This window comes from Maribacter polysiphoniae (genome assembly GCF_003148665.1).
Lineage (GTDB): Bacteria > Bacteroidota > Bacteroidia > Flavobacteriales > Flavobacteriaceae > Maribacter_A > Maribacter_A polysiphoniae.
In genome coordinates this window covers 477222-494551 of sequence record NZ_QGGQ01000002.1, presented here as the reverse complement: position 1 = coordinate 494551, position 17330 = coordinate 477222, and the positions used below count along the sequence as shown (strand labels likewise).

Annotated in this window: 13 protein-coding genes; 12 read left to right on the top strand and 1 reads right to left on the bottom strand. The window is 40.7% G+C overall.

Annotation, left to right across the window (positions count from 1 at the left end; genetic code table 11):
- The first annotated feature begins 120 nt into the window (after window positions 1-120).
- The 11 genes from LX92_RS06465 to LX92_RS06415 all read left to right on the top strand — a co-directional run bounded on the left by LX92_RS06465 (window position 121) and on the right by LX92_RS06415 (window position 14708).
- Entirely contained in the window at window positions 121-1677 is a 1557-nt protein-coding gene (locus tag LX92_RS06465; RefSeq protein ID WP_146197810.1) for a tetratricopeptide repeat protein, read from the top strand.
- A gap of 140 nt (window positions 1678-1817) precedes the next feature.
- Window positions 1818-3503 carry an OmpA family protein gene (locus LX92_RS06460; RefSeq protein WP_109649460.1) on the top strand — a complete coding sequence of 562 codons (1686 nt, stop codon included), beginning with the start codon at window positions 1818-1820 and terminating at the stop codon, window positions 3501-3503.
- Window positions 3504-3507: 4 nt separating this feature from the next.
- Complete coding sequence (locus LX92_RS06455; protein WP_109649459.1) at window positions 3508-4722, top strand: hypothetical protein; 1215 nt, start codon at window positions 3508-3510, stop codon at window positions 4720-4722.
- Between the two features lie 16 nt (window positions 4723-4738).
- Window positions 4739-5620 carry a hypothetical protein gene (locus tag LX92_RS06450; protein WP_109649458.1) on the top strand — a complete coding sequence of 294 codons (882 nt, stop codon included), beginning with the start codon at window positions 4739-4741 and terminating at the stop codon, window positions 5618-5620.
- A 224-nt stretch (window positions 5621-5844) separates the two neighbouring features.
- The gene (locus LX92_RS06445) at window positions 5845-7149 is read left to right on the top strand and encodes an MFS transporter (protein ID WP_109649457.1); all 1305 of its coding nucleotides are present in this window, start codon (window positions 5845-5847) and stop codon (window positions 7147-7149) included.
- A 144-nt stretch (window positions 7150-7293) separates the two neighbouring features.
- Complete coding sequence (locus LX92_RS06440; RefSeq protein ID WP_109649456.1) at window positions 7294-7485, top strand: cold-shock protein; 192 nt, start codon at window positions 7294-7296, stop codon at window positions 7483-7485.
- 128 nt (window positions 7486-7613) lie between these two features.
- Window positions 7614-8351, top strand: a complete 738-nt coding sequence (gene bla, locus LX92_RS06435; RefSeq protein ID WP_109649455.1) for a subclass B1 metallo-beta-lactamase — start codon at window positions 7614-7616, stop codon at window positions 8349-8351.
- Window positions 8348-8839: a GyrI-like domain-containing protein gene (locus LX92_RS06430; RefSeq protein ID WP_223308266.1), complete on the top strand. Its 492-nt coding sequence runs from the start codon at window positions 8348-8350 to the stop codon at window positions 8837-8839. Before bla ends, LX92_RS06430 begins: the two co-directional genes overlap by 4 nt.
- A gap of 20 nt (window positions 8840-8859) precedes the next feature.
- On the top strand, window positions 8860-12123 hold the full coding sequence (locus tag LX92_RS06425; protein ID WP_109649454.1) for a S41 family peptidase: 3264 nt from the start codon (window positions 8860-8862) through the stop codon (window positions 12121-12123).
- A 13-nt stretch (window positions 12124-12136) separates the two neighbouring features.
- Window positions 12137-12898: an NYN domain-containing protein gene (locus LX92_RS06420; RefSeq protein WP_109649453.1), complete on the top strand. Its 762-nt coding sequence runs from the start codon at window positions 12137-12139 to the stop codon at window positions 12896-12898.
- Window positions 12899-13088: 190 nt separating this feature from the next.
- Window positions 13089-14708, top strand: coding sequence for an amidohydrolase (locus tag LX92_RS06415; protein WP_109649452.1), 1620 nt, complete (start codon window positions 13089-13091; stop codon window positions 14706-14708).
- Window positions 14709-14770: 62 nt separating this feature from the next.
- On the opposite strand, the gene LX92_RS06410 is transcribed toward LX92_RS06415, so the two are convergent.
- Window positions 14771-15310: a DUF2911 domain-containing protein gene (locus LX92_RS06410; protein WP_109649451.1), complete on the bottom strand. Its 540-nt coding sequence runs from the start codon at window positions 15308-15310 to the stop codon at window positions 14771-14773.
- Window positions 15311-15582: 272 nt separating this feature from the next.
- Between LX92_RS06410 and asnB the strand changes: the two genes are divergently transcribed.
- On the top strand, window positions 15583-17247 hold the full coding sequence (asnB, locus tag LX92_RS06405; protein WP_109649450.1) for an asparagine synthase B: 1665 nt from the start codon (window positions 15583-15585) through the stop codon (window positions 17245-17247).
- Window positions 17248-17330: the final 83 nt, after the last annotated feature.

Below are 17330 nucleotides of genomic sequence, written 5' to 3'. Positions count from 1 at the left end.
GTTAAAGAAATCTTAAAGAAACAACGGTTAATTCATTAGCTTTGGTAAAGCATAAAATGTAGTTTCCCTTTGTTGTTGATTCGTTTTAAATATCGGCTTTCTTTTTTAGTGTTCTTGGTTTTGCTTTTAGGTAAATCATACAGCCAGAATAGCAAATCCCTTGTTGATATTTCTAGCGAATTCAGTAATTTGAAAAGTCAGGTCAATGACACCTTGAAGGTCGAGAAATTAATCGATCTATATAGAACTTCCATCTATCAAGGCCCTATCCGAAAAGATATATTGGACGAAGCCCTACTCATATCCGAATCCATTTTTTACATAAATGGAATAGGTAAATGTTACAATAGAATGGGGATCACCGCACGGTATGAGCACGATTACATTCAGTCGGTAACGTATCACAAACGGGCATTGAGCTATTTTGAGAAGAGCACGGATACCTTGTCAAAAATAAAATGTCTGAACAGTATTGGGGTGTCTTATCGAAAGTTGAATCTGGAGAGTGAGGCATACAACAATTATATAAACGCTTTACGGCTTTCCGAGGCAACAAATGATAATAAAAGTATTGCAATAGCACTTAGTGGCATAGGCAATGTTTTTTTGGATACCGAAGAATACGACCAAGCGCTACCTATTTTTAGAAGGGCCTTGGTCATTGAAAGGGAAAACAAGAATCTTAGGGGGCAGGAGTATGCGTATGCCAATATAGGGGAGGTGTATCTTAATACCAAGAAATTCGATTCTGCCCAGGTTTATTTCAATAGGGCCATGAAGCTTGCTGTTGACCACCCGAGGAAGGAAGGAGTGGCATTGATTTACAATTTTCTGGGTCTGTTATCCCAAAGGGAAGGAAACTTTAAGGAATCCACTAGAACTTATGAGAAGGCGATTCCGTTATTGATGGAATTCAATAACACACGATATTTAAGTAACACCCAGATCAATATCGGTATAAATAAAACGTACACAGGGGAATATCCGGAAGCATTGGCTTCTATTAATGCCGGATTACAAAATGCCTTAAAAATACAATCGCGGCAGAATATTGAGTTGGGTTATGACGCGTTGGCGACTTACCATACGAAAACCAATAATTACAAAGAGGCTTTGCAGGCTTATAAAAAAGCCACCAAATACCATGATAGCATTGTCAATGTTATATCAAAAAAGAATATGATCGCTGCGCAAATACAATATGAAAGCGCAAAGAAGGATGCTCAAATCAAAAATTTGGCAGAAGCGAATATATTGAGTTTAGAAAAGACCAGGAAAAGATCACTTTCATTATGGATAGGTGCTATCGTCAGTGTCTTGATTATATCACTCTTATTGGTGTTCATTAATTTATTGCATAAAAATCGTGCTTTGGATTTAGAAAGGAAGAATATTGAGCTCAAGAAATATATGGGGCAAATAAACGATCTACGTGCGGAAATGCAATCTAAAAGTGCCGAGGATGAAAATGAATGGATATCCAACTTGGACCAATTCGATCTTTCCAAAAGAGAGATAGACGTACTTCAATTGATTTCAGATGGTTTTAATAATGATGAAATAGCGGAGCAATTATTTGTATCCAAAAATACGGTTAAAACACATATTCAACATATCTATTCCAAGTTGGATGTAAAAAACAGGGTTCAGGCCATGAAAAAGGTCGCTATTGTGTAATTATTTTCTGTAGGCCCTTATTTTCTTGATGTTTACATCCTTAAATCACCCCTTCGGGTGATATGAATCACACTTTTTGATGACAATCCATAGTATAGGGTAAGGTAGTTTTGACCTTGAACAAATAGAAAACCTAAACTATGAAATTACTCTTGAGATTATCTGTCCTATTGACCCTTTTCTTGTTTGCACCGCAAGTTACCCATGGTCAATTTTTAAAAAAACTAACGAACAAGGCCAAGGCAAAAATAGAGCGTGAGGCTGAAAACCGTTCAGAAAGACGGGTCAATAAAAAAATCGATGAGGAATTCGATAAGGCCGAGGATGCCATCGATGGAAAAGAAGAAGAAAACACGACGGGGACTACTAAACAAAATGGGACGCAGTCAGGTTCCTCGGAAAATGATGCAGAAGATGTAGGTCTTCAAGAATCTAAAGGTCCTAACGTGGTTTGGAATAAGTTCGATTATGTACCAGGAGATACGGTACTTTTTGAAGACGGTCCAAGTACCGACGAAGAAAATGGTGAGTTTCCAAGCCGTTGGGATTTATATAAAGGTAATGCTGAAATTGGGAATGTTGATGGCGAAAATGTGATTATGTTTCTTAGTCACCAATCTTACATTATACCCTACCTTAAAAATTCTAATGAAGATTATTTACCCGATGTTTTTACTGTAGAATTAGATGTATGGTTTGCAAAAGGATATACCACTGCTAATAGATTATGGATTTATTTATCTGACCAAAAAAACAATAGACAAAAGACAGAACGATTGGTTGTAATGCCTCACGCTTTATCGTTTATGGATTCAGAAAAGTCTTATCCAGGAACTGAAAATATAGGATGGTCAAATGAAAAGAGAGGGTCGTGGAAACACATTTCTATTGCTTATACCAAAGGAAAATTCAAAGCCTATTTTAATGATACACGTTTAATAAATGTTCCCCATTTAGAAATTAATCCTTCTGGAATTACTATTGAAGCAGGTAATGACAATATGTATATCAAAAACGTACGCATTGCCAAAGGTGGTGTAAAATATTATGATCGGGTTCTTTCAGATGGAAAAATTGTAGTAAACGGAATCAAGTTCGATACCAATAAAGCAACCCTAAAACCTGAAAGTATGGGACCTATTAATGAAATTTATCAATTATTGGTTGACAATCCTACAATTAATTTTAGTGTTGAAGGCCATACGGATAGTGATGGAGGAGACGATACCAATATGGCATTATCTAAAGCAAGAGGTAAAACGGTGATGAATAAACTAGTCGCCATGGGAATTGCTTCAAACAGATTGAAATCTACTGGTTTTGGCGAGTCTAAACCCATTGATAATAACAGTACACCTGAAGGAAAAGCAAATAATAGACGTGTAGAGTTTGTAAAATTTTCTGGAAACTCAAATAACACCAGTAACAGTAGCAATAATTCAACATTTGATCAGCTAGATAAAAAAACAATTGGAGCAAAGTTGGAATCACTACCGGATAGTTTCAATATTCCTATGTCAAATAATTCCGGAATTGTAAATGGGCCAGGTACTGTTATCATTTATGCAACTACAGATGGCAATATGGGTAAAATGCAGATTTTGGATATTGATAAAAACGACAATAATAAGCTTATCATTAAATATGTTACCTACAACTACAATGGATCCGTTCACAGTCAATCCGATAATTTGGAAATCCGAGGAACTTTTACTTGTGATTTAGACTCGGGAAATGAGGGTGTAGAACGCGACAAAGCGGATTTTAGAAATGGTGGCGAGATTCTTTACCCGTATGAAACCACAATTTTAAAAGTTTTAAAATAATAGCATGAAAAAATATTTGATAATACTAGTGATGGTATGTACCACTGCGGCTTATTCCCAAAAAGGGAAAATCGTTGGAAGTTGGTTAGTGACCAAGGTTGAAGTTAAAGGGGAAGTTGAAAATCCTTATAAGGTGACCGATTATAATGAAGATGGAAGAATGGTGATGATGGGAATCGATGTAGGTGCATGGAATTACAATAAAAAAAGTAAGAGCATTGTAATGAAGTCCGATTTTGATAAGGATTTTAATGGGGAAGGTAAGATTCTAAAATTGACCGATAAGGAATTGGTGGTTCTAAAAGACGGGATAAAGGTTTTTTATAAAAAACTGGATCTTGATAAAATCGCAAAAGCCAATAAGGACTCGGGTCTTTTGGGGTCATGGCAATTCGAAAAAACGGCAAATGCTTCAATCCAAAATAGTATCGATTTTAAAGAACCGGATGGGTTTACCATGATTCAAAAGCAAGAAGGTATGATGGCGAGGATGGGAGGGACATGGGTTTTTGACAAGGACAATATGACCCTTTTAATGATAGGGCTACGTGGGGAAGACACTTTTAAGGGTGAGAATAAAGTGCTCTACCTTAATGAAGAAACATTGGAGTTGGAAAATAATCATGAACTTTTTAAAGCGACTAGAAAAGTAGAAAGCACCGCTGAGGAAGAACGTATCCATGAAGTGGAACACCTCACCTTCTATTTCGAAGATTTTTTTAACGAGGATTGGGAGTATATCTACGGAGCGGACAAAGAGAAATTGCCATGGAATAATTGGGAGGCGATGAAGAAGGATTTATTAAACGTAAAACAATTGGTATATCGTTATGACTTCAAGAATGATGGGGAAGAAGCTTTTAAACATGAAATATTGATAGCCAATGTAACTGCAAATATAGAATATGAAGGCTTCACGATTGAGAATATTTTTACTGGCTACGACACCACGGGAAATGGAGAGCCCAGATCCAACACGGATTATTATATGCCCTTATATCCTTTGGAAGACAATGTTTTTAGACTAGCCGGAAGCGAACAGATCACAACCCCGGCCGGCATTTTTGATTGTACGGTAATTGAACTTTCAAATGGCTATGACATGAAAAAAAAGCTATGGATGATCAATGATAAAGTGGGTATTTACGCAAAAATTATAGATGAGAATACCTCTGAGTATTCTTATTATCACGTATACGAATTACAAGAAATAAAATAATCCAAAAATAGAAACGATGGGAAAATTAACAACACTTTTTTTGTTATGCTTGGTTACGATAAGCTGTAAAGGAAAGGATGAAGCTACTTTAGATAGTACATTGAATGGCATCCAGGATAAACAATTAAAACGATATGAAATAGAATCGGGTAGTATACAGTATAAGTCCGTCATATCGGGAAATGTGATGGGTGCCACAATTTCGGGCACAGGTTCTGAAAGCCTTTTTTTTAAGGATTGGGGGGCAGTGGAATTGAAGGAGGAAGAGACTTCGCAAACAACCACGGCATCTGTCTTTGGTCACAAATCGACAGAGGTTTCCGAATCCCATACGATGTACAAATTGGATAATGGCAAAAGTTATGCGGTCGATTTTAAACGTAAAGAAATTCGCCAAAGGGACGATATGGCCATGGGAATGACCAAAATGTTCCAAAAAGACGCAGATGCCGGCAAAGTGGGTAAAGAGCTTTTTGAAAGTATGGGAGGTAAACTGATCGGGACTGAAGTCGTTTTAGGCTATGAATGCGAAATATGGGATCTTATGGGGATAAAACAATGGTTGTACAAAGGGGTTTTGTTGAAATCCGAAGGAACCTTGATGGGAATCACTACCATGAAAGAAGCTGTAAATGCAAAGTTCAATCAGAGTCTTCCCGACGCTGATTTTGAGTTGCCCGACTTCCCCGTTATCGAAGAGGAAAGTTTTATCGACAATGAATCTTTTGACGTTGATATGGATGAAATGAAAGCGGATATGGATCGCATGAAGAACATGTCTTATGACGATTGGAAAAAAATGGCAACAGCCAATGATCCAGAGATGCAGGAGATGAGCGAGGAAGAGTTGAGACAAACCTATGATATGATGCAAAAGGTGATACGAATGGGGCAATAGTTTGGGAAACCGGTCTTAGGGGTTTAAGTATGATAGGAAACCTGGCGATTTCGCCAGGTTTTTTTTAGTGTTGAACTAAGGTGGGTTGATAAGGACGATCAAAATGATGCATTTGAAAAGAATAACTTTCCGTTCGTTATCAGGTGTCGGTAGCGGTTATTTAAAACAGTTTCAATCCTGTTGTTTAATACAAAACACGTAATTTCGCCCTTTGAAATTTCGCTATGGATAGAGTCAATCGTTTTTCACTTATAAATCCTGCCAAAAGTCCAATTTTTTACGGTTATATTATCCTCATTGTAGGCTCATTGGGAATATACTTCAGTATACCCGGACAGACTATTGGGGTTTCTATTTTTACCGATCCCGTAAAAGATGCCTTGGGGCTCTCGAGAAACCAATTCAGCAATGCCTATATGATCGGTACCGTATTAAGTTCATTGTGTATCGGACGGGCCGGTATATGGTTTGATCGGTATGGGGCACGTTATACGGCCTTTTTTGCCGCACTGACATTGGCTGTTGCCTTATTGTTGTCTTCTTGGTCCCTTACGATGAGTAATCTGGTAAAACATGCATTCGATATCGATTCTTGGATGGTTCCTTTTACCGTAATGACCTTGTTGTTTTTTTTGATCCGTTTTTCAGGTCAAGGGGTTTTGACAATGGCCTCCAGGAATATGATCATGATCTGGTTCGATAAAAACAGGGGTAAGGTAAATGCTTTTAGTGGTATTGCCATTTCCTTTGGTTTTTCGTCCTCACCCCTATGGGTCAATTTTCTGATCGAGGAATATCGTTGGGATGGGGCGTGGCGTATATTGGCCCTGGCACTTTTGGTTTTTAGTATCCTCATTCTGCAGTTTTATAAGAACAGACCGGAAGAACATGGTCTTTTGCCCGATGGGGCGGATGCTCCGGACAATACACAAACCGAGGTTAAGGAAGTAAGGAAACAATATACCTTGCAGCAAGCAAAAGCTACACGTGCTTTTTGGATGTATGGGTTAATGTTGGCCTTCAATAGTTTTTTTATCACCGGACTAACCTTTCATGTGGTCTCGATTTTCGCGAACGAAGGGTATCCTAAATCAGAAGCTATTTCGATTTTCTTACCTGCGTCGGTGGTGGCGGTTACTATTTCGAGCATATTCAATTACCTAAGCGATTACCTTTCGTTAAAACTGTATTTGTATTTAATGCTTTTTGGGGGTATAATGGCTTCCTTGGGATTGTTGTTGTTGTCTTCCCCTGTAGGTATATATTTCTTGATTGCCGGAATTGGGATCTTGGGTGGTTTTTTTGCAGTGTTGAATGCCATCGCTTGGCCCCGGTTTTATGGGCGGGATCATTTAGGGTCCATAACCGGGAAGATCATGGGGTTGATTGTATTCGCCAGTGCTTTGGCTCCCTCTGTCTTTAGTTTGTGCTTTTCAACCTTTGATTCGTATGGGTTATTGGGGTATTTGGCTCTTGCTTTCTTGCTTTTTTTGGTCGTGGGTTCTATAAAAGCAGATAATCCACAATAATTTTCAAAAAAAATCTTTCGCCCTTAGGTCAATAAAATCAGTATAAATTATTTATTTATAGCGCTTTACGGTTAAAAAAGTGCCCAATTACATTTATTGGGGCTATCTTTGTCTTAAGAAAAGTAATTAATTAAAATTTTAACAATGGGTAAAGGAACAGTAAAGTTCTTCAATAATGCCAAAGGATTTGGTTTTATAACTGAAGAAGGCGTTGACAAAGATCATTTTGTACACGTATCTGGATTAGTAGACGAAATTCGTGAAGGCGATGAAGTTGAATTTGATCTACAAGAAGGTAATAAAGGATTAAATGCGGTAAACGTAAAAGTAGTTTAATATATACTATTTAATTTTTTAAGACAGGAGCCTATCAATATTGATAGGCTTTTTTTGTAGGCTTTTTTTAAATAATTCTCTAAATTGCTTTACGTGGGTTTTGTTTTAAAATTGCCATTGCGTCGTATATGAAAGTCAAAGAAATTCTTTTCCCGATATTCCTCATTTTTTTTATTGGGGCCAGGTCCCAAAACAGCACCCATACCAATTACGAATCAGAGCATCTCAAAATCCAAAAATTGACAGGGCATACCTATGTGCATATTTCTTATTTGGAAACCCAGGATTACGGTAAGGTACCTTGTAACGGTATGATCGTAATCGACGGTGGGCAAGCTTTGGTCGTTGATACCCCGACGAATGATGTTGCATCGGCTGAATTGATCAATTGGCTTGGGAATCAGAAAGGAGTTGCCGTCAAAGCGGTTGTCGCTACGCATTTTCATGATGATTGCTTGGGCGGGTTGCATGTATTCCATAAACGCGGCATTCCTTCCTACGCATACCAGAAGACCATCGATTTGGCAAAACAAGCGGATCTTGCAGTGCCCCAAAACGCATTTGATTCGGATGTTGCCCTAACAGTGGGGCAGAAGGAATTGAAATGCGGATTTATTGGGGAGGGGCATACAAAGGATAATATTGTGTGCTATTACCCCAATGAGAAAGTCCTGTTCGGGGGATGTTTGATTAAGTCCGAAGGTGCCGGTAAAGGATATCTTGGTGATGCCAACCTGCATGAGTGGTCAAATACCGTAGAAAGCTTAAAACATAAATATCCCGATGTGGAAGTGGTGATACCCGGTCACGGAAATACAGGGGGAATGGGGTTGTTGGACTATACCATCCAAATGTTCAAAGAATGAGTGAGCCTATGTTGAAACCAAGGATTGAAGCTTTGCAAGAAAAAAGATTGGTAGGTAAACACCTTGGAATGTCGTTGGCCCAAAACAGGACAGGGGAACTATGGGGTTCATTCGCGCCAATGATCAAAGCGATTTCCAACACCATTTCAGATAATAAATTTTCACTACAGGTATATCCAAAAGACTATTTTGATAATTTTGATCCCACCATCGAATTCGAGAAGTGGGCCATGGTTGAGGTGGCTGATTTCATTGACGTTCCCGATCAATGTGGTACTTTTGTCTTACAGGCAGGCTTATATGCTGTTTTTGACTACAAAGGTTCGAGTACCGATAGTCGGATATTTGAGTATATCTTTTCCGCTTGGTTGCCCAGCTCGGACTATATTCTGGATAATCGTCCTCATTTTGAGGTGTTGGGGAAAAAGTACAAGAACAACCACCCGGAATCCGAAGAGCAGATTTGGATTCCGATACAACATAAATAAAAAGATTAAAAACAAGGTATATGATATCTAAATATGGAATTCTTGGGCCATTAAGCATCTTTGCAGTGTTGTGGTGCATGGTCAGTCAAACTATTTACGCCCAAGGTTTCGAAGGGTATTACCAATTTCCCGATGTACATGGGAACACCGTGGTGTTTTCTGCGGAGGGTGATATTTGGACGGTTCCTTTAACCGGAGGGTTGGCCCGTAAGTTGACGACCCATGCCGAGGAGGAACAATATCCTGCAATATCCCCCGACGGAAAGACCATTGCCTTCTCAGCAAGTTACGAAGGCCCTACCGAAATATACACCATGCCAATAACCGGAGGGCTTCCGGTTCGTTGGACGTATGAAAGTGATTTTTCGATAACCAATGGTTGGACTCCAGACGGGAAGATCGTATATGATACCCGTGCCTATGCCACGTTGCCAGATCGTCAATTGGTGACCATAGATTTGGATACCAAAATCAAGGAACGAATTCCCTTGAGTCAAGCCAGTGAGGCTTCCTTTGATGCTTCTGGAAACACTGTTTTTTTTGTGAGACCATCCTATCATGGCAATGTGACCAAACGATACAAAGGGGGTACGGCCAGACAAATCTGGAAATTTACCCAAGGTAGTCCAGAGGCCATTCAGTTGACCAAAGGATATGCAGGTGAAAGCCATCATCCCATGTGGTATAACGGAAGGGTCTATTTCATCACCGATCGCGATGGGATCATGAATATTTGGTCTATGGACCGGGATGGCAATGATTTAAAACAGCACACCGATCATACCGGTTTTGATGTACGATATGCCAACCTTTCTGAAGGGAATATTGTTTACCAAATCGGAGCGGACATCTGGCATTATTCCATAACGGATGGGACCAAGAAAAAAATAGACATTCGCTTGGCATCGGACTTAGATCAATTACGTGAAAAATGGGTGGAGGATCCATCGGAATATATTACAGCAGTCACCCCGGATGCCCAAGGGGAACGGATAGTGATTACGGCCAGGGGTAGGGCTTTTGTAGTGCCCGTGAAGTCTGGTCGATGGGTCGCATTTACCGATAAGAAGAATGTGAGGCTAAGGGATGCTGTTTTCTCCCCGGATGGGAAAAGGATTTATGTGCTTTCCGATGAAAGTGGTGAATTCGAATTTGTAAGTATGCCCAGTGATGGTGTGGGGGCGCAAAAACCAATCACCAAGAATGGGGAAATCCTACGATATGCCGGAAAACCCTCGCCAGATGGTAAATGGCTGGCTTATGATGATTTAGGAGGGCATCTGTACCTACTCGATATTGCCACGGGCGTAAGTAAAAAAATATCGACCAATGAAGAAGGTATTTACGCTTTCTCATGGTCACCGGACAGTAAATGGATTGCCTTTACACAAGCAGCGGATAATACCATGGTACGGGTACATGTATACGGTGTGGTATCTGGCAACTCCTTTCCGATAACCACCGATAGGGCGAATAGTAATTATCCGGCATGGAGTCCCGATGGCAAGTTTATCTATTTTCTTTCCGATAGAAGTTTTACGACCCTAGTGGGAAGTCCGTGGGGACCAAGACAACCGGAACCATATTTTGATGCCAGTGAGAAACTGTATCATATTGCCTTACAAAAAGGAACAAGATCTCCTTTTCGACCTGATGATGAATTGGCACCCAAGTCCAAAAAGGATGATGAAAAGGAGAAAGGGAAGGAGAATGGGAAGGAAAAAGTCAATGTGATTGTTGATCAGGAAGGAATTGTAGCGCGAATTCAGGAAGTGCCGTTGAAGCCCGGTAATTATAGTGGATTGGCCGTGACCAAAGAGGCCATCTACACCTTGGCCAGCGAAACCGGTGTTGATGCGAAGACGCATTTAGGGGTTTTGAAAATCGATAATGAGGAGGTGAAACTGAAAACCATGGTTGAGGATGTCCGTAGTTTTAATTTAACCGCTGATGGCAAGAAATTATTGGTTCGGCAAAAGAACAATTTTTTTATGGTCGATGCGGGTACCGATAAGGTCAGCGGTTTAAGTGATCATAAAATAGATCTTTCCGGATGGAAATTTGCAATAACCCCCCAAGAGGATTGGAAGCAGATATTTACCGATGCTTGGCGTATGGAACGCGATTATTTTTATGATAAGAATATGCATGGGGTAAACTGGAAGGCCATGTATGATAAATATTATCCTTTAACCGATCGTATAACCACAAGAAGTGAATTGTCCGACCTCATAGGGCGGTTTGTGGGTGAGTTATCCGCTTTGCATACAAGTGTAAGGGGAGGTGATATTAGGGATGATGACACGAATATTCCTGTTGCCGACCTAGGGGCAAGATTGGTTAGGGATGAAGACCAAGGTGGTTTCCGTATTGATTATATTTATAAAGCGGACCCGGATTACCCCGATGAAAAATCACCCCTGGATGACCCATACCTGGATGTCAAGCCAGGTGACGTCATAACCAATGTCAATGGTAGGCCGGCCTTATCCGCTTTGGATATGGGTGAATTGATTCGGAACCAGGAAGACAAACAGGTAAGGTTGACGGTAAAACGGGGAGCCATTAAAAAGGATATCATTGTAAAACCCAAGGGGAATATCTACAATTTACGATATCGTGATTGGGAGTATTCCAGACGTTTGGCCGTGGAGGAGGCCACTGAGGGAAAAGTGGGATACCTACACTTACAGGCCATGGGCAGCCGCGATTTAAACCAATGGTATAGGGAGTTTTATCCTATTTTTAATAGACCGGGACTGATCATTGATGTACGGCACAACAGAGGTGGCAATATTGAAAGTTTTATTCTCGAAAAATTGATTCGTAAAGCTTGGATGTATTGGAAATCAAGATCAGGAAAGCCGTATTGGAATATGCAGTACGCCTTTCGGGGGCATATCGTTATCCTTGTCGATGGTAATACGGCCTCCGATGGTGAGGCATTTGCGGATGGTTTTAAAAAATTGGGATTAGGTACGGCCATAGGCACACGTACCTGGGGTGGCGAAATTTGGTTGAGCGGTGAGAATCGGTTGAGCGATGGCGGACTGGCAAGAGCACCGATGATGGGGGTTTATGGCGAAAATGGGGAATGGCTTATCGAAGGTCATGGTTTTGAACCCGATATTGTTGTCGATAACCTGCCGCATGCAACCTTCAAAGGGGAAGATGCACAATTGAAGGCGGCTATTGCACATCTTGAAAAATTAATAAAGGAAGACCCGAGGGAAGTGCCACAACCACCCGCATATCCAGATAAATCGTTCAATAATAAAGAATAAAACAAAATACAAAATGGATTTAAATATAGCAGTACTTATAGATGGGGATAATATTCCCTCAGCTTACGTCAAGGAGATGATGGCGGAAATAGCCAAATACGGAAACCCGACGATCAAACGTATTTATGGGGATTGGACCAATCCGCGTTTGGGTAAATGGAAGAACGTTCTCTTGGAAAATGCCATTACCCCAATACAACAATACGGGTATACCTCGGGTAAGAATGCTACGGATTCAGCAATGATCATCGATGCTATGGATATATTATATTCCGGCAAGGTCAATGGGTTCTGTATCGTAAGTAGTGATAGCGATTTTACGCGTCTGGCCACAAGATTGCGGGAAGCAGGTATGCAAGTGATTGGAATGGGCGAGAAGAAAACCCCCAAACCATTTATTGTGGCATGTGACCGGTTTATCTATATCGAGATTCTTAAAGCCCAATCAGAGGAAGCGTTGGGAACGAACCAAAGTGAGAATGTCCCGGAAAGTAATGTAGATAAGATCACTCCAAAGGATATTCGACTTATAGCTTCGACTATCGATGATGTGGCCGATGATGATGGCTGGGCCTTCTTGGGCGATGTAGGTAGCTTGCTTCAAAAAAGACATCCGAATTTCGACTCCCGTAATTATGGTTTTCAGAAGTTGACGCCTTTAATGTCGGCTATTAAGAATTTTGAATTGGACCGTCGAGAGGATTCCCGTGGTCGTAATAAGTTGGTGTATGTAAAGGTGAAAGAAAAAAAATCATCACACTCCCGAAAAAAATAGAGGTATAGGGCACCCGACCATAAAAAGAAAGGGAGCTTGGATAGCTGTACCTAGAAAACCCAAAAAGGATGTAAAGTCGTCTTTTTTGGGTTTTTCTTTGCCTATTCCTGCAAGGAAAAGATTTATTCAAGATTATGTACATTTGGCAATCACGTAATTCACACGACTTTACAAACCAATCTTTTTGCTTATGAAATATTTTTTGCTGCTCTTTTCGATTTTATTGGTGGCTTGTGGCCAAAAAAAGGAAAATGTTGAATTGATTGTAATCAATTCAAATACCTATACCGTAGATGGGGATTTTTCCAAGGTCGAGGCTTTTGCCGTGAATGATGGTAAGTTTGTAGCCATAGGTACATCGGATGAAATCCAAGCAAAATATATTTCCGATACTATCGTGGACGCCCAAGGTAAAACCATAACTCCCGGACTAATCGATGCCCATTGCCATTTTTACGGATTGGGTCAAAAACAACAAGTAGTCGATTTGATGGGTACCAAGAGTTTTGATGAGGTACTTGAAAAAGTCAAGGCGTTTCAGGAACGTCATCCGAAGGACTTTATTCTAGGGGATGGATGGGATCAAAATGATTGGGAGGTAAAGGAATTTCCCACCAAAGATAAATTGGATGTCTTGTTTCCAGATACACCGGTAGCTTTAAGCCGAATCGATGGGCACGCGCTCTTGGTCAATCAAAAGGCGTTGGATATAGCTGGTATTGATATGGATACCAAGGTCGATGGTGGTGAAATCGTTAAGAAAGAGGGAAAGTTAACCGGTGTTTTGATCGATAATCCCATGGATATGGTCTATGCGGTAATTCCTCCCATGGATAGGGAGGCCCAAATCCAAGCTTTAAAGGATGCCGAAAGCATTTGTTTGGATTATGGACTTACAACGGTCAACGATGCGGGGCTTGGTCGTTCAACCATAGCGTTGATCGATAGCCTTCACCAAACTGGGGATCTATCCATTCGGATATATGCGATGATAAGCGCTTCTCAAAGTAATTTGGATTATTATTTGAAACGCAAACCCTTTAAAACCGAACACCTGAATGTGCGTTCCGTCAAGGTTTATGCCGATGGGGCCTTGGGTTCAAGAGGGGCGGCCATGCGCGAACCTTATTCTGACAAACCGGGACATTATGGGGCCATGGTTACCCCTATAGCCCAAATAGAGCGTTTGGCGGATAGCATTGCAGCAACTGAATACCAGATGAATACACATGCCATAGGCGATTCTGCCAATGCTGTTGTTTTAAGGGCTTATAAAAGAGCTTTGGAAGGTAAAAAAGATAGACGTTGGAAAGTTGAGCACGCACAGATCATTTCTCCAGCGTATTTTGATTATTTCAAGAATGGGATTATCCCTTCCGTACAACCAACCCATGCGACCAGTGATATGTATTGGGCAGGGGATAGGATTGGGAAAGAACGGGAAAAAGGGGCCTATGCCTATAAAGCTTTATTGGAGAAATCGGGTACCATTGCCTTGGGGACTGATTTTCCTGTAGAAAAGGTGAGTCCGTTCCTAACATTCTACGCCGCTGTGGCCAGGAAGGATTTGGATAATTATCCCGAAGGGGGCTATGGTATGAAGGATGCCCTGACAAGTGAGGAAGCGTTGAGGGGGATGACCATATGGGCGGCATATTCCAATTTTGAGGAAGAGGAGAAGGGTAGTATAGAAGTGGGGAAATTTGCCGATTTTACGGTGTATAGCGATGATTTAATGGAAACCCCTATGGAAAATGTACCGAAAATAGAGGCTGAACAGACTTATATTGCTGGGAAACGGGTTCATTAAGTATAAAAAAACCGAAGCAAATTGCTTCGGTTTGATATTCTTGATCATTTGGATCGACCGTCCTAGAACATGATAGGTAGGTTAACCCTAACGGTTCCCCATCCCATTACCAAATGTGTACCACCTTCTACTTCCTTGAAGACCATTGAGAATGCGTCCAAAGACTCACTGTCCGTACTGGTCGCAGCCTTTACCCTTGCAACATCCGCTTTTTTGTCATAAGAATACGCACCCCATTGGTTGAGGTTGCTGTTTAGGATAACTGTCCATTCCCCTTTACCAGGAATAGTGAATAAGGAATAGGTACCTGCTTTTACATCGGTACCGCCTACATTGGCATCTTTGTAAAAAGTAATTTCAACAGCTTCGTTGGCACCGGTTCTCCACACTTCACCGGCAGGGGCAAGTTCAGAAACAGAACGACCTTTTAATTGGGGTCTGCTATAGGTAACCCGAACAGCTTTGTCGGCTACTTTGTAACTGGAAGGGAATGATGTCATGTCCATGGGACTTTTATCCAATCCACTGAATTTCTGGGCTGATAAATTGTTCGTGCATACCAAGGCAAGCATAATAAGTGATAGTGTTGCTAGTTTTTTCATAATTATATTAGTCTTTGTTTTTTGTCCTGAATTCGTTTCAGGTTTAGTTTTTCCAAAACTAAATAGTTCTCTATTTAATGGAATATAAAAAGTCGTTAAAATTATCCCAACTTACATAATGGGCGGTTATTTTTATTTTTCCGAATAAATGGTATCAATATGTAGTTTTATTTGTGTTTAAGGCAATAAAATGTAATCATTATGTGATGTTAAGTTTTTTAAATGAAAGTTTAAATCGATATTTGCCTATAAATTGATATAAATATTAAAATATGTGTGGAATTGTTTGTGCCTTTGACGTAAAGGAAAGTACAGAAGTTTTAAGGCCTCAATTGTTGGAAATGTCCAAGAAAATCAGGCATAGGGGACCAGATTGGAGCGGTATTTATGCGGATGAGAAAGCTATTTTGGCTCATGAAAGGTTGTCTATTGTCGATCCAGCCTCTGGAAAACAACCGTTGTTCAGTCCTGATAAGAAGTTGGTGCTTGCCGCCAATGGGGAAATATATAACCATAGGGAGCTACGAAAGCAGTTTGAAGGTAAATATGATTTTCAGACAGAATCCGATTGTGAAGTGATTCTGGCTTTGTACCAAGCGAAGGGAGTTGATTTTATCGATGAGATGAACGGGATATTCGGTTTTGCCATTTATGATGCTGAAAAAGACGAATATTTTGTAGCCCGTGACCATATGGGGATTATTCCTTTGTATATGGGGTGGGACCAAAATGGTACTTTTTATGTGGCTTCTGAGCTAAAGGCTTTGGAAGGTACCTGTACCAAAATTGAATTGTTCCCTCCCGGTCATTACTTACATAGTAGTGATGGGGAATTGAAGCAATGGTATACCCGTGATTGGATGGAGTACGATGCCGTTAAAGATAATGAAACCAGTATTCAAGAGATAAAAGAAGCATTGGAAGCAGCGGTTCATAGACAGTTAATGTCTGATGTGCCCTATGGTGTGTTGCTTTCTGGAGGACTTGATTCGTCGGTAACTTCAGCCGTAGCGAAAAAATACGCACAGAAACGTATTGAGTCCGGTGATACTGCCGATGCCTGGTGGCCGCAACTGCATTCCTTTTCAGTAGGTTTGGAGGGTTCGCCGGATTTAGCCGCAGCCCGGAAAGTTGCCGATCATATAGGAACGGTGCACCACGAAATAAAATTTACCATCCAAGAAGGTCTTGATGCCATCAAGGATGTGGTGTACAACCTAGAAACCTATGACATCACCACCATTAGGGCTTCCACCCCAATGTATTTGATGGCACGTGTTATTAAATCAATGGGAATAAAAATGGTGCTTTCAGGAGAAGGAGCCGATGAATTGTTCGGAGGCTATCTGTATTTCCACAAAGCACCGAACGCTCAGGAATTTCATGAAGAAACCGTACGTAAGTTGAGCAAACTACATATGTATGACTGCCTTCGTGCGAACAAAAGTTTGGCTGCTTGGGGAATTGAAGGGCGTGTTCCCTTTTTGGATAAGGAATTCATGGATGTGGCCATGCGCATCAACCCACAGGATAAGATGATCAACGGGGAACGTATGGAAAAATGGGTGGTTCGTAAGGCTTTTGAGGAAATGTTGCCGGAAAGTGTGGCATGGAGACAGAAAGAGCAATTCTCTGACGGTGTTGGCTATAGTTGGATCGATACTTTGAAAGAAGTTGTGGCAACGGAAGTTACCGATGAGCAATTGGCGAATGCTAAATTCCGTTTTCCATTGCAAACACCTACAACGAAAGAGGAGTTCTATTATCGAACTATTTTCGAATCACATTTCCCATCCGATGCCGCTGCATTATGTGTCCCCCAAGAACCTTCCGTGGCTTGTAGTACAAAGATAGCCTTGGAGTGGGATGAAGCATTCAAGAACATGAACGATCCATCAGGAAGGGCGGTTGCCAATGTTCATGATGATGCCTATTAAAAGTAAGCGATTTTAAAGCAAATAGAAAAATCCGATAGCCTTCCTAGGGAGGTGAATAGTTTCGGATTTTAGTTGAATTAGTC

What these genes read in the sequence shown, in the direction of transcription:
- asnB (WP_109649450.1), top strand. Translation starts at nt 15,583, where the DNA reads ATGTGTGGAATTGTTTGTGCCTTTGACGTAAAGGAAAGTACAGAAGTT.
- bla (WP_109649455.1), top strand. Translation starts at nt 7,614, where the DNA reads ATGAAAGTCAAAGAAATTCTTTTCCCGATATTCCTCATTTTTTTTATT.
- LX92_RS06455 (WP_109649459.1), top strand. Translation starts at nt 3,508, where the DNA reads ATGAAAAAATATTTGATAATACTAGTGATGGTATGTACCACTGCGGCT.
- LX92_RS06430 (WP_223308266.1), top strand. Translation starts at nt 8,348, where the DNA reads ATGAGTGAGCCTATGTTGAAACCAAGGATTGAAGCTTTGCAAGAAAAA.
- LX92_RS06420 (WP_109649453.1), top strand. Translation starts at nt 12,137, where the DNA reads ATGGATTTAAATATAGCAGTACTTATAGATGGGGATAATATTCCCTCA.
- LX92_RS06425 (WP_109649454.1), top strand. Translation starts at nt 8,860, where the DNA reads ATGATATCTAAATATGGAATTCTTGGGCCATTAAGCATCTTTGCAGTG.
- LX92_RS06450 (WP_109649458.1), top strand. Translation starts at nt 4,739, where the DNA reads ATGGGAAAATTAACAACACTTTTTTTGTTATGCTTGGTTACGATAAGC.
- LX92_RS06460 (WP_109649460.1), top strand. Translation starts at nt 1,818, where the DNA reads ATGAAATTACTCTTGAGATTATCTGTCCTATTGACCCTTTTCTTGTTT.
- LX92_RS06415 (WP_109649452.1), top strand. Translation starts at nt 13,089, where the DNA reads ATGAAATATTTTTTGCTGCTCTTTTCGATTTTATTGGTGGCTTGTGGC.
- LX92_RS06440 (WP_109649456.1), top strand. Translation starts at nt 7,294, where the DNA reads ATGGGTAAAGGAACAGTAAAGTTCTTCAATAATGCCAAAGGATTTGGT.
- LX92_RS06410 (WP_109649451.1), bottom strand. Translation starts at nt 15,310, where the DNA reads ATGAAAAAACTAGCAACACTATCACTTATTATGCTTGCCTTGGTATGC.
- LX92_RS06445 (WP_109649457.1), top strand. Translation starts at nt 5,845, where the DNA reads ATGGATAGAGTCAATCGTTTTTCACTTATAAATCCTGCCAAAAGTCCA.